We start from the raw sequence: 12,291 nt of genomic DNA on the forward strand, positions 1-12,291 counted from the left end.
TCGGGCAAAAACAAGCAACCCGATCAGTTGATCAGCTGCGGCGCCCGTGAGCGGTACAAGGCCGCTTCCCCTAGGCGCTCGCGCACCAGCGCCTGGGCCTGGCGGGTCATCTGGTCCAGCTGCCGGTCGCGCTTTTTCTCCGCTTCCAGCATGGCCTTGCGCCCGTGCTGGGCCAGCAGGTAGGTGTGGATCTGCCGCACTTCCACCGACTGGTAGATCGGCGCCACATCCAGCACCGCCAGCAGGCCGTCGCTGCCATGGTCCCGGGTGTTCATCAGCACCTGCGGGCCGCGGGCGCCCAGCAGCTGGAAGCCCAGGGCCTCGAAACACCCCACCTTGGCCACGTTGCAGGCGAGTTCCGCATGGGGGTAACGCGCCAGCATGGCTTGCAGCATCTGCCGGGCAATGCCCTGGCGCCGATGGCCTTGCCGCACCGCCATATAGGCCACGGCGCAGGCCTGGGGATCGTCCTTGACCGGCAGGTACAGGGTGAAACCCAGCACCTGGTCCGGGGCCTGCGGGTCGGTCGCCACCACCAGCTCCACCGCGATCCCCCGGGAACCGTCCATGGCCTGCAGGTACAGGTGCACCTCATAGCCGACGCCGTACTGGTAGAGGTTGTACAGCGGGTTGCTCGGGGCGATGGCCACCGCGCTGACGTCGGTGATGTAGTCCACCACCATCTGCTGGATCTGGCTCTGGATGGCTTCGGGCGGCGGGGCTTGGAACAGGGTGATGCTGGACATCGAGGCGGTGACTCCGAGGGTTGGGGCAGGCCCGGCTACGGCGGGCGCGCCATGATAACCCGGCGCGGGTGACACAGGCGCACAACCGGGCAGCGCATCGGGTGCGTGCATCGGCGAAAAAGCGCGAATGGGATCGGGAGCAAGAGACTGGCTGGCTGCGGCTATGGCGGGGCCATGGCCGCAACCGGCACAGGATGCGGATGCACCGGGGCATCCGCGGTGCCCCGCCCGACGAACGCGGGCGGGGCCGAGGGCTTACAGCGCCATGTCGGCCGCTGGGTTGCTCTCTGGCTTGGCCAGGCTGGCCGGAGCCTGAGGCGCCGCGCCCTTGACCGGCGGTGGCGGGGTCAGTTGCAGCACTTCAGCGGTGTAGGCCCATTCTTTGGCCACACGCTCAGGGCTGTCGTTCAGCGCAGTGCCGTAGCTCGGCACGATCTGCTTGAGCTTCTCCTGCCAGGCCGGGGTCGCGACCTGGTCCTTGAAGACTTTCTGCAGCACGCTGAGCATGATCGGCGCGGCGGTCGAAGCACCTGGGGACGCGCCCAGCAGGCCGGCGATGCTGCCGTCTTCGGAGGCCACGATCTCGGTGCCCAGTTTCAGCACGCCGCCCTTCTCTTCGTCACGCTTGATGATCTGCACGCGCTGGCCGGCCTGCCACAGGCGCCAGTCTTCCTGCTTGGCGTTGGGGAAGTATTCCTTCAGCGCGGCGAAGCGGTCGTCATCCGACAGCATCAGTTGGCCGGCCAGGTATTCCACCAGCGGGTACTGCTCGATGCCCACCTTGGTCATCGGCCAGAAGTTGTGGGTGGTGGTGCTGGTCAGCAGGTCGAAGTACGAACCTTCCTTGAGGAACTTGGTGGAGAAGGTAGCGAATGGGCCAAACAGGATCACCCGCTTGCCGTCCAGCACACGAGTGTCCAGGTGCGGAACCGACATCGGTGGCGCGCCGACCGAAGCCTTGCCGTAGGCCTTGGCCAGGTGCTGCTCGGCCACGCTGGCGTTGTCGGTCACCAGGAACGAGCCACCCACCGGGAAGCCGGCGTATTCGTTGGCTTCAGGAATGCCCGACTTCTGCAGCAGGTGCAGGGCACCGCCGCCGGCGCCGATGAACACGAACTTGGCGTCGGTCTCGGTTTTCGAACCGTCCTTGAGGTTCTTGTAGGTCACGCGCCACGAGCCGTCTTTATTGCGCTCGATTTCCTGCACTTCGCTGGACAGTTTCAGCGCGAAGTTGGGCTGGGCCTGCAGGTGGGCAACGAACTGGCGAGTGATCTCGCCGAAGTTGACGTCGGTGCCGATCGGGGTCCAGGTCGCAGCGATCTTCTGCGCCGGGTCACGACCTTCCATCATCAGTGGAACCCACTTCTTGATCTGCTCGGCGTCTTCGGAGTACTGCATGCCGCTGAACAGCGGGCTGGCCTGCAGGGCCTCGTAGCGGGCCTTGAGGAACTTGATGTTGTCATCGCCCCAGACAAAGCTCATGTGCGGGGTGGAGTTGATGAACGAACGCGGGTTCTTCAGGACGCCGTTCTTGACCTGCCAGGACCAGAACTGCCGGGAAATCTGGAACGCTTCGTTGATCTCGATGGCCTTGGCGATCTCGATCTTGCCGTCCTTGCCTTCCGGCGTGTAGTTCAGCTCGGCCAAAGCGGAGTGGCCGGTACCGGCGTTGTTCCAGCCGTTGGAGCTTTCTTCTGCGACGCCGTCCAGGCGCTCGACCATCTCCATCGACCAATCCGGCTGCAGCTCATTGAGCCAGACCCCGAGGGTCGAACTCATGATGCCGCCACCGATCAGCAGCACATCCACTTTCTTCGGCTCAGCCGCGTGCGCGGTCGTGAGGCCTATCGACATCGCCAGCCCGATCAGGGCCGTGTTCACTTTCTTAAACATTCTGAGTACCTACGATAGAACGCCATCCGCCGCCCCATCCTCGATCCTGCGTACTCCGGTGATTGCGAAACAGTCATTTCGCAGGTCCTGGACCAACACATTCAAAAGAACTGGAGGGTGGGCACACAAGGCCGACGAGACAGGCTCGACCTCAGTTTTATATCGCTCCGGCGCTGACTTCTTGTCGTTCTTGGCTTCAGCTACTTGAGTGACAGTGTTTCTCAGGGCACGTCACGGGACGCAACCAACAGGCAGTTTCCCCCTGCCCGACCTTGCGCGCCGCAAACTGCCGGACGAACAAGAATGACGCCCGCAACTGCGGGGGCCAACAGGAAATTAGGGGTCGGGTTCAACCAAAGAGGTAAACGAACACTGCCTGACATTACATTCGGCGGGGTCGTGCAGACACTCCCACAGCCTTGCAAGGGACCCGAACAGGCCACTTGAAGCTAAGCACGGGTAAGGTATTTCTGCACAAACGATGAACCGATTCAGCGCAAGAATATCATTACGGCATCAGCCTGTCTTGGCCGGAGCCACGAGCCGCCCGCCCGGGAAAACCTCGACGCAGTACGACACCTGCCGCAATCAATGCGTCACAACGACGCTGGCCGCCCCTCATTCAAAGCGGCAAATGCACCTTCGCCAACAGGCGACCTTGATGCATGATGGCACCGCGCCACAACACCACTTTCACCCATTTACTGCAAAGGACGGCCATGCAAGGTATCGACAGTGTTGCAACAGAATTCCGCGCGTTCCTGAAGTCCTGGGAACAGGAGCGCCCGCACCTTCCCTCGGCCCTCAGCGTGCTCGGCAATGGTTTCGAGGGCTGGCTGAAGTTCGAATTCTATTTCTGGCTGATCCAGCACCGGGGGTTGGCCGGGCCCCGCGACGGCTGGCTCGGTGACGTGGGCGTGGAATACAAGGTCGCCCTGGACCAGCGCTGGTCCGACATGGACATACACCATAAGCAATGTGACCTGTGGATCCGCGATGCAGACAAGCAGCGCTTCCACTTCATTGAACTCAAGGCGCCCTTTGCCAACGCCAACCAAGGCAAGTTGTTCATCTCGGCATCGAACGACTACTGGTACATGACACGCCTGAAGGCCAAGGAAGAAAAGGTCGCCAGCGGCAGCGTGATCATCTTCGGCGTCGGCTTCACAGAGGATAAATGGACAAAGCATCTGGAGGCGGTCGTGGAATACACCGGCTGGGTCGAACACGCCTCCCGCGATATTGGCGAAGTACCCGGGGTCGAGAACCTGCGCTGGGCCGTGCTGACCATGCACTACCCCAGCTAGCTGCAATCCGGCCTTCGATCGTTCAGGCAAATTGGATAGGATGCTGCGCTGCAACGCCGGGAAAGCACCCGGCGCCGCGCCCCCAAGAACAACAAGGAACAACCATGCACCCGACCTCACTGCAAGACACCACCGCCCCCGAAGGCGTGTGCTTCGGCTGCGGCAGCAGCAACCATCACGGCCTGCACATCAAGAGCCACTGGCACGAGGACGGTGTGCACGTGGTGGCCGAGCACCTGCCCGACGCCAAGTACTGCGGCTGGCCGGACCTGGTCTACGGCGGCCTGATCGCCATGCTGGTGGACTGCCACTCCAACTGGACCGCCATGGCCTACCACTACCGCAACGAACAGCGCGAGCCCGGCAGCCTGCCACGCATCGACTGCGTCACCGGCAACCTGGGCATCAAGTTCATCAAGCCCACCCCCATGGGCGTGCCCCTGACCCTGCGTGCCAGGGTCGAGGGTGAAGTAGGCCGCAAGAGCCAGGTGATCTGCGAGGTGTATGCCGGCGATGTGCTGACCGCCATTGGCGATTCGGTCTTCGTGCGGGTCGATACCAGCCAGCTCGCGGCAGCGGCTCACGGTAGAGACGCCTGAGCCGAGGGCCTGGGAAGGCGGTCGGAACTATCGCCCATGCAGGTGGGACAGGTGCCGATAGCCCGCCGCTCGGGCAAAATCCGCCAGCCGCCACAACGAACCGTTGGCCCCCCAGGTGCCATCAGCCACGTCATCCAGCAGGATCGAGGTCATCAGCATTCGCGGATCGTCCTCTGCCAGACAGGCGGCCAGCGCCTGATGCAAGCCCTCGACATAGGCCTGGCGCTGGGCAGCATCGAGCACGCCCGCCGGGACCTTGACCCGGACCATGCAAGGAACCGCCTGGGCACTGGAGTCGGCACCGCCACAACTCCAGAAGCCCGGCGCCAGCTCTTCCAGCAGTACCCAGCACAACGCCCGCTGACGGGGGTCATCACCTATTTGCTCCACCGTCAGGGCCACTTGGGTAACCTCTTGCAAGACCTTGGCACGCTGCCGGGCATCGAAAGCGCCCTGGGGGATCTTGATCAGAATATTAGGCATCGGCATCACCACTTACACAGAAAAGGAGCGGCTATTGAGCCTGTGCTCATCCCTGGCCAACAGCGACCGATTCGACATCTTTCATGCATAATCCGCCAATGAACGATTTCACCGTCTTGCTCCTACCCGGTTCCTTTGCCTCCAGCGTCGCCCTGACCCTGGACATGCTTTCCAGCGCCGCGCTGCTGGCCCCACGCCTGGGGCTCGGGGCTCCGCGCTGGCGGGTTTGTGCCTTGCAGGCTGGCCAGGTAGCCCTGGGCCAGGGCCTGCTGCTCGAGGTCGAGGCCCTGGATGCCAGGGACGATGATCGGTCCTGCTGGATAGTGCCGGGGCTGGGCATTGACACCCCCGAGGCCATCGCCCAGCGCCTGCTGCAAGCAGACATTGCCCCGTTGCTGGATGCACTGCGCGATCATCTGGAACTCGGAGGCGAAGTGGCGGCATCCTGTTCCGCCGTTTTCCTGTTGCAGGCCGCCGGGCTCCTGCCCGGGCGCCGGGTTACGACCTCCTGGTGGTTGGCGCCGCTGCTGCAAGAGTGGGCCGTCGACACCAAGGTGGATCCGGACCAGATGGTTGTGGTCGACCCTCCGCTAACCACCGCCGGAGCAGCATTTGGCCAATCGGATTTGATGCTGCATCTGCTGCGCAGCCGTTTCGGCACGAGCTTGGCAGACGCGGTGGGGCAGACGCTGCTGATTGATCGGCGGCAATTGCAGGCGCCGTTTCGGGTACCGGCAATGATGGCCCAGGGCAACACCCTGATCAGCCGGCTTACCGCCCATATCGAAGCCGGCTTGCCAAACCTGCCCAGCGTCGGCGAACTGGCCGCACAGTTCAGCATGTCCGAACGGACCCTGGGTCGCCAGATACGCAAGGTCACCGGCCACAGCAGCTTGCGCCTGATCCAGAATGTGCAACTGAACCGGGCGAGGGCTCTGTTGCAAAGCAGCAAATATTCGGTGGAGCACGTGGCCGAACAGGTGGGATACCAGGACGCCACGGCCCTGCGCCGGCTGATGCGCAAGTTGCTCAACGCCACTCCGAGGCAATTGCGCTGAGCCCACCACGGTCCCCAGGCAAGAGGACTTTTGATACATTGCCGCTCCCTTTCTTTCGAACAGGACACCTGCCCTGACCATGGACATTCAGGAAATCCAGCGCCGCCTGGCCAAGCCGGCGCTGCAATTGATTCCCGGCGGTTTTCGCCCCTCCGGCAGCGACGAGGAAAGCTGGCTGGGCCGGGTCTTTCTGTTTCGCGAGGATGAAGAGTTGCCGCGCAACAGCGCCGGGGAAACCCTGCTGCCGTTCGCCCAGCTCTATCTGCCGGCGCTGCCCTTCCACAGCCCGCTGCTGGAAGGCGTGCGGGTGCTCACGGTGTTCGTCGCCAACCCCTTTCCCGAGCCCCTGGAACCCATGGGCGAGCGCTGGCTGATTCGCGAGTACCGTGCCGAGGATGTGCTGGTGCGCAAGGACCTGACTGCCCCCGGGGCCTTTCTCAAACCCTTCCCGCTCAAGCCCGAAGCCGTGCCCGCGGACTTTCCGCTGTGGGACGGCGGTGGCGTGCCAGAGGACCTGGAGCGGGAAATCCTCGAACTGGAAAACTCCGGGCAGATCGAGTGCTACTACGACCTGGTGAACCATTGCTACCAGCACAAGCTCGGGGGCTACCCCTCGTTCTGCCAGTCGGGAGTCGATGTCGGGGACGGCTTCGAATTCGTGATGCAGATTTCCTCCGACGCCAAGATCGGACTCAACGTGGTGCACGGCGGCAGCCTGATGTTCTGGAAACACCCCGCCAGCGGCGAATGGGCGCTGTACTACGACTTCCATTGAGGCGCAGCGGCTAACACCGATTTCATCCACCGGCGGATGAAATGCCCCGGCGCCGGGTGCATCATGGGCGCTGTCCATTTCCCGGGAGACTTGCATGCCCATGCGCTCACTGTTCTTGCCCGCCGCAGCCCTGGCCCTGGGCTTGCTGGCGGCCACCGGCGCCGTCGCCGACGACCAGTCGCAACTGATCGAATCGATCAACGCCTACCGCAGCCAGCCGCAACGCTGCGCCAACCAGGCCTCCTCGGAGCTGCCGCCGCTGACCGGCGACCCACGGCTGATCCTGCCGGTGGACAACGTCGGTGACCTGCAGCAGGCCCTGGCCCGGGCGGCCTACCCCATGGTCAACGTGCAGGCCATCAGCCTGTCCGGCCCCCGGGATGCCCAGGCGGCGATGCAGGCGGTACGCGAGAGCTTCTGCCAGGTGGTGCTGGACCCGCAGTTCGTCGATATCGGTGTCAATCGCCAGGCCAACCAGTGGCGCATCGTGCTCGCGCGACCGCTGCTGTCCGCGCGCCTGGGGGACTGGCAGGCCGAGGGCCAGCAACTGCTCGCGCAGATCAACAGTGCCCGCGGCCAGCCCCGGCAATGTGGTGGCCAGGGTTTTGCCGCCACCGCGCCCCTGGCCTGGAACGCCACCCTGGGTACCACCGCCGAGGAACACAGCCGGGCCATGGCCAACCAGAACTACTTCGACCACAAGGACCATGACGGCCGAACCCCGGGTGACCGCGCGGAACTGGCAGGCTATGCCGGCCAGCAGGTGGGCGAGAATATCGCCGCCGGCCAGGACACGGTGCGCAAGGTGGTGGACGGCTGGCTGGCCAGCCCCGGGCATTGCGCCAACCTGATGAACCCGGCCTACAGCGAGCTGGGCGCGGCCTACGCGGTGGACCCGAAAAGCGATGCCGGCATTTACTGGACCGCGATGTTCGGCGCGCCCTGAGCCCAGTGCCTGGGCGTGGCTGCCACGCCCTGAAGCTGCAACCGGGCCCCCAGGACAACGAAGGAGCGACACTCACTCACCCCGGCCTGCGCGGTGCGCGGCCGGTTGGCCCGCACAACCATCGGTCGGCCGTCCTCACGGTGCGCCCGGGGCTTCTATGCTTGTAGCCCTGCCTTCGGATCATTCGCTCTCCCTCACACAGGAACGCTGATCATGCAAACCTTCGGTTACGCAGCGCAGTCCGCCGGGGTTCCCCTGGCACCTTTCACCTTCCAGCGTCGCGCCCTGCGCGCCAACGATGTGGCGATGGAAATCCTATATTGCGGGGTCTGCCACTCCGACCTGCACCAGGCGCGCAACGACTGGGGCGCCAGCCGCTACCCCATGGTCCCGGGCCACGAGATCGTCGGCCGGGTCACCGCCGTCGGCCCCGAGGTCAAGCGGTACAAGGTCGGCGACAGCGTCGCCGTCGGCTGCATGGTGGACTCCTGCCAGGTGTGCGACCAGTGCCGCAAGGGCGAAGAACAGATGTGCCGCGAGCACAATACCCAGACCTACAACGGCCTGGACCGCATCACCCGCGAGGTGACCTACGGCGGCTACTCCAAGCACCTGGTGGTGCGCGAAGAATTCGTCCTGCGGGTGCCCGAGGGCCTGGACCTGGCCAAGGCCGCGCCGCTGCTGTGCGCCGGCATCACCACCTATTCGCCGCTGCGCACCTGGAATGTCGGGCCCGGCAGCCGGGTCGGGGTCATCGGCCTCGGTGGCCTGGGGCACATGGCGGTCAAGCTGGCGGTGGGCATGGGAGCCAAGGTCACGGTCCTGAGCCGCAGCGCCGACAAGCGCGCCGACGCCCTGGCCCTGGGCGCCGATGCACTGCTGGTGTCCAGCGACCCGCAGGCCATGGCCCGCGCCCAGTCGAGCTTCGACCTGATCATCGACACCATTCCGGTGCGCCACGACGTCTCGCCCTACATGCCCCTGCTGGACATCGACTGCACCCTGGTGATCGTCGGCCAGGTCGGGCCGATCGACGAACAACTGACCCTGCCCATGCTCCTGGGCCGGCGCCGGCTGGCCGGTTCACCCATCGGCGGCATCGCCCAGACCCAGGAAATGCTCGACTTCTGCGCGCGCAAGAACATCCTCCCGGACTGCGAAATGATCGCCATGCAGGACATCAACCAGGCCTTCGAACGTATGGAACGGGCCGATGTGCGCTACCGCTTCGTGATCGACATGGCGTCCCTGGGCAGCGGCGCCTGAAACCCGGCCTGGCACCAGCAGTGAACGCTCGCAAGTGAATGAAGGGTCGATGACGGCACCCTTGCCTATTGCTTTGCACCGCCGTGTCGATAACCCGTCACACCGCTCCCTCTGGCGCGCCGCTGCCCGCATCCGGGCCGCGACGCACCAGAGGGGGTGACCGACCTTCATTCGATAGCGAGACGATTCAATGGTTATGTTCCTGATCCTGTCAGGGCTGGCACTTACGGTGGCGATGCAGTTCGCGATTTTCTGCGTGGCCCTGAAGAATTCTTTGGGCAATGCCATCCTCAGCCTGTTCATTCCCTTCTATGTGTACGTCTACGCCAGGAAAGACCCGCAAGCCCGGCCCTTTCTCTGGGGCTGGTACCTGGGCATAGCGCTGCTGGTCGCGGGGGTTCTGGCCTCGGCCTAGGCACCGCGCCACAGGCTGCCCCCGGCCAGGCACAAAGCAAAAGCCCCGAACATTCGGGGCTTTTTTTCATCAGGCCTGCCTGCAACTCATTTGTTGGCCGCCATCTGCCCCGCTTCGCCCTGGCTCACCAGGGCCTTGAGCGATGCGTCGAACTGCTTCAGGGCATAGACCTGCAACTCGGTCTGCTGGTTGATCTGCGCAGCGATCTCCGGCGCCGCCTTGCCCCGTACCCAGACCGACGGCAGTTCCTTGGCCTGGATCCCGGCTGCCTGGCCGATGTACTGCAGGTTGGCGTCATAGAACTTGGCGATGAAGCGCGCCTCGACCTTGCTGTTGCGCTTGGTCACCAGCTGGTTGTAGGTATCGAGCATCACCACCACATCGGGGTGGGCCTGGACCACCGCGTCAAGGCTGTCATAGACGGTCACCGAACCGAAATGCTTCTGCAGCGAAGCCATCAGCCAGTCGATTGCCCGTTTCGGGTCCGAGCTGTTGACGAAGGCTTGGCTGATGCGCGGATCGAGGCCGGCATTCTTCGCCCCGTTGAGCGCCACCGCATGGTAGTGCTCCAGGTATTGCAGGGTGCTGATGGTGTTTTCGCTGTACAGCACGCCTACCGACTGCGCGTGTTGCAGGTCGGTGCTGCTGTCGGCCATGGGCAGGAAGTGGCAGGAGGTGTCTTCAGTGGCGAGGGTGGCCGCAGAAGCCCCGGTTCCCGCGATCAAAAGCACCACGAGGGTCACTAGAGTCGAGATTCTCATCGGGTGTTTCCTTCTGCAGCAAGCACGGTGTAAGCGCTATCTTCCTCCTTTGCCGGAAAAACGGAACCTGCACTTTTTGATGATAACTATCGATTGCAGCAATGGTTGACAATGGGCACCGATGCGCCTCGAAGGCGCTGGCCTGCGCCGCTCGCGCCCTTCGATAAAGCCGTCAATTTCTGGCATACAGCCCGCCCTGGCCCCGATAGAATCAAGCCCCCTTTTTCTGCAAGACGAGTCCGGACCATGGATGCTCACTCGATACTGACCTACACCCTGGTGGCAGCCATCGCCATCGCCAGCCCCGGCCCCGCTACCCTGGTGGCGCTGCACAACAGCGTGGCCTACGGCGCCAAGTCCACTATCTGGTCATCGCTGGGCAATGTCAGCGGGCTGTTCTGCATGTCTGCCGCGGCCATGCTCGGCCTCGGGGCACTGATCGCCAGTTCCGAATGGATCTTCAACGCGGTGAAGATCGTCGGTGCCGGCTACCTGTTCTACCTGGGTGCCAAGCAGCTGTTCAGCAAGAGCCAACTGCTGAGCGAAGCCAGCGCAGACAGCACCCAGGTCGGCAAGCCGCCGCGCCTGAAGCTGTTCAAGTCGGCCTTCCTGACCGCCGCCACCAACCCCAAGGCGACCATCTTCTTCACCGCCCTGTTCCCCCAGTTCATCGACCAGCACGCCGCGCTGCTGCCGCAGTTCTTCATCCTGACCCTGATCTTCATGGCGCTGTCCCTGACCTCCCTCAGCGTCTACGCGGTGCTGGCCTCCCGGGCCAAGGGCGTGCTGACCCGGCCGGCCCTGTCCAAGTGGGTCAACCGGGTGGTGGGTTCCACCTTTATCTTCTTCGGCACCACCATCCTGGCCATGCGCCGGCAAACGGCCTGAGCCCTCAGACGCGATGCAAATAGACCTGCTCAAGGAATCGCTGCTGGGCCACTGGGAAACCACTGCCGGCGTGCTGCAATGCGAATTGCAGTTCGGCAGCCGCCTGGTCTACGTCCAGCACCCCAGCAACGAACCGCCCCAGCGCCGGCTCGCGACCGCGCAGCAAGGGGTACAGGCCGCCTGGGACGACATCCCCCAGGCCCTGGCCTTTGCCGAGCGCCTGTGCGTGCCCGGCATGCGCAAGGTCTGGCAGCTGTACGCACAAGGCCTGCTGTCGTGCCCGCCACTGGAGGTCTACTCGATTCATTTCGAGATCAACAGCCCTTACCCGTCCTACACCATTTCCCAGAACCCGGATTTCGACTGGGAGACCAGCCTGACGGTGGAGGACGAGCAGGGACAGGTGCACCGCCTGTCTCTGGCCGAGTACGAACCTGGGGAAGACTTCTGGCTGAGCGTGCGGCGCCTGGGCGCCGGCCAATTCCAGAGCGATACCTGATCAGCCCTTCTTTTTCTGCAAGGCCTTGAGCCGGATGCCGGCCCGCTGCACGGCGGCCATTTTTTCCGGGCGCTTCATGCGCTTCCATTTGCGGATGTCGTCCTTGCTGCGCCCGCAACTCAGGCACAGGTCGCCACTGAGCTGGCACAGGGCGATGCAGGGGTTGTCGATTTCCTTGGCCATGGCTCAACCCCGGCCCGGGCGCAGGCGCTTCAGGCGTTGCGCCCAATCGCCACCATTGATCCGCCGGCATTGCTCTTCGCTGTCGAAGAACACACGGGTTTCCAGGGCGTCGAGGTGAACATCGGCCTCTTCCAGGGCCCGGGCCGTCAGTTCGAGCATCCGCGCGCCCTGCCCGGCCGCCAGGGCCTGCTCCTTGTGGGCCTGGGTGTCGAAGACCCAGACCACCACCAGGCTCGCCGCAAAGGCGGCGTAGTCCACTTCGTGGGTCAGCCAGGAAAAACCGACGATTTCGGCCTTGGCGGCTTCGCAGGCTTCGGTCAGGGTGGCGGCCAGCAGGCGCTCCGTGGCCGCCTGCTGGCGTTTGTTGAATGGCATGACAAGCCTTGAGTCGCAGCTAAAAGGCCGCACACCATACCTCAAGCCACTCGCCCGCGGCGGCGCTTTGCGGCTAGGCTAGTGCGCTCCTGCCCGC

The 12,291-nt window shown here is 64.1% G+C and carries 15 protein-coding genes; 9 read left to right on the forward strand and 6 right to left on the reverse strand.

Annotated features, from left to right (window positions below; all coding sequences use genetic code 11):
• Positions 1–23: 23 nt before the first annotated feature.
• Together AC1RCO_RS26340 and mqo are read right to left on the reverse strand one after the other, a co-directional pair.
• Entirely contained in the window at positions 24–746 is a 723-nt protein-coding gene (locus AC1RCO_RS26340; RefSeq protein ID WP_053150782.1) for a GNAT family N-acetyltransferase, read from the reverse strand.
• A 255-nt stretch (positions 747–1,001) separates the two neighbouring features.
• A complete protein-coding gene (gene mqo / locus AC1RCO_RS26345) occupies positions 1,002–2,639 on the reverse strand; it encodes a malate dehydrogenase (quinone) (RefSeq protein WP_011060725.1) in 1,638 nt (545 codons plus the stop codon).
• Between the two features lie 665 nt (positions 2,640–3,304).
• Here mqo and AC1RCO_RS26350 point away from each other — a divergent pair.
• Together AC1RCO_RS26350 and AC1RCO_RS26355 are read left to right on the forward strand one after the other, a co-directional pair.
• The gene (locus tag AC1RCO_RS26350; RefSeq protein ID WP_220224175.1) at positions 3,305–3,946 is read left to right on the forward strand and encodes a hypothetical protein; all 642 of its coding nucleotides are present in this window, start codon (positions 3,305–3,307) and stop codon (positions 3,944–3,946) included.
• 104 nt (positions 3,947–4,050) lie between these two features.
• On the forward strand, positions 4,051–4,545 hold the full coding sequence (locus AC1RCO_RS26355) for a PaaI family thioesterase (protein WP_011060723.1): 495 nt from the start codon (positions 4,051–4,053) through the stop codon (positions 4,543–4,545).
• Positions 4,546–4,572: 27 nt separating this feature from the next.
• On the opposite strand, the gene AC1RCO_RS26360 is transcribed toward AC1RCO_RS26355, so the two are convergent.
• Positions 4,573–5,028, reverse strand: a complete 456-nt coding sequence (locus AC1RCO_RS26360) for a tautomerase family protein (protein WP_185070184.1) — start codon at positions 5,026–5,028, stop codon at positions 4,573–4,575.
• A 98-nt stretch (positions 5,029–5,126) separates the two neighbouring features.
• Here AC1RCO_RS26360 and AC1RCO_RS26365 point away from each other — a divergent pair, with 98 nt between their 5' ends.
• The 5 genes from AC1RCO_RS26365 (at position 5,127) to AC1RCO_RS26385 (ending at position 9,488) form a co-directional block, all read left to right on the forward strand.
• The gene (locus AC1RCO_RS26365; protein WP_220224174.1) at positions 5,127–6,086 is read left to right on the forward strand and encodes a GlxA family transcriptional regulator; all 960 of its coding nucleotides are present in this window, start codon (positions 5,127–5,129) and stop codon (positions 6,084–6,086) included.
• Positions 6,087–6,165: 79 nt separating this feature from the next.
• Positions 6,166–6,861, forward strand: a complete 696-nt coding sequence (locus tag AC1RCO_RS26370; RefSeq protein WP_065363731.1) for a YwqG family protein — start codon at positions 6,166–6,168, stop codon at positions 6,859–6,861.
• A 100-nt stretch (positions 6,862–6,961) separates the two neighbouring features.
• Positions 6,962–7,807, forward strand: a complete 846-nt coding sequence (locus AC1RCO_RS26375) for a CAP domain-containing protein (protein WP_176707119.1) — start codon at positions 6,962–6,964, stop codon at positions 7,805–7,807.
• A gap of 213 nt (positions 7,808–8,020) precedes the next feature.
• A complete protein-coding gene (locus tag AC1RCO_RS26380) occupies positions 8,021–9,073 on the forward strand; it encodes an NAD(P)-dependent alcohol dehydrogenase (RefSeq protein WP_065363729.1) in 1,053 nt (350 codons plus the stop codon).
• 196 nt (positions 9,074–9,269) lie between these two features.
• Positions 9,270–9,488 (forward strand): hypothetical protein, encoded by a 219-nt coding sequence (locus AC1RCO_RS26385; RefSeq protein ID WP_019094443.1) that lies wholly within the window; start codon positions 9,270–9,272, stop codon positions 9,486–9,488.
• A gap of 86 nt (positions 9,489–9,574) precedes the next feature.
• Here AC1RCO_RS26385 and AC1RCO_RS26390 read toward each other — a convergent pair whose 3' ends face one another.
• Entirely contained in the window at positions 9,575–10,249 is a 675-nt protein-coding gene (locus AC1RCO_RS26390; protein ID WP_342403617.1) for an ATPase, read from the reverse strand.
• A 246-nt stretch (positions 10,250–10,495) separates the two neighbouring features.
• On the opposite strand from AC1RCO_RS26390, the gene AC1RCO_RS26395 reads away from it, so the two are divergent.
• Complete coding sequence (locus AC1RCO_RS26395; protein ID WP_019094445.1) at positions 10,496–11,137, forward strand: LysE family translocator; 642 nt, start codon at positions 10,496–10,498, stop codon at positions 11,135–11,137.
• A 13-nt stretch (positions 11,138–11,150) separates the two neighbouring features.
• Positions 11,151–11,636: a hypothetical protein gene (locus tag AC1RCO_RS26400; RefSeq protein WP_011060714.1), complete on the forward strand. Its 486-nt coding sequence runs from the start codon at positions 11,151–11,153 to the stop codon at positions 11,634–11,636.
• Here the strand turns inward: AC1RCO_RS26400 and AC1RCO_RS26405 are convergent, their stop codons facing one another.
• Positions 11,637–11,819, reverse strand: a complete 183-nt coding sequence (locus AC1RCO_RS26405; RefSeq protein WP_011060713.1) for a DUF1289 domain-containing protein — start codon at positions 11,817–11,819, stop codon at positions 11,637–11,639.
• Positions 11,820–11,822: 3 nt separating this feature from the next.
• Positions 11,823–12,194 carry a hypothetical protein gene (locus tag AC1RCO_RS26410; RefSeq protein WP_015635176.1) on the reverse strand — a complete coding sequence of 124 codons (372 nt, stop codon included), beginning with the start codon at positions 12,192–12,194 and terminating at the stop codon, positions 11,823–11,825.
• Positions 12,195–12,291: the final 97 nt, after the last annotated feature.

The sequence above is a fragment of the Pseudomonas sp. GW823-FHT03E05 genome (assembly GCF_058796855.1).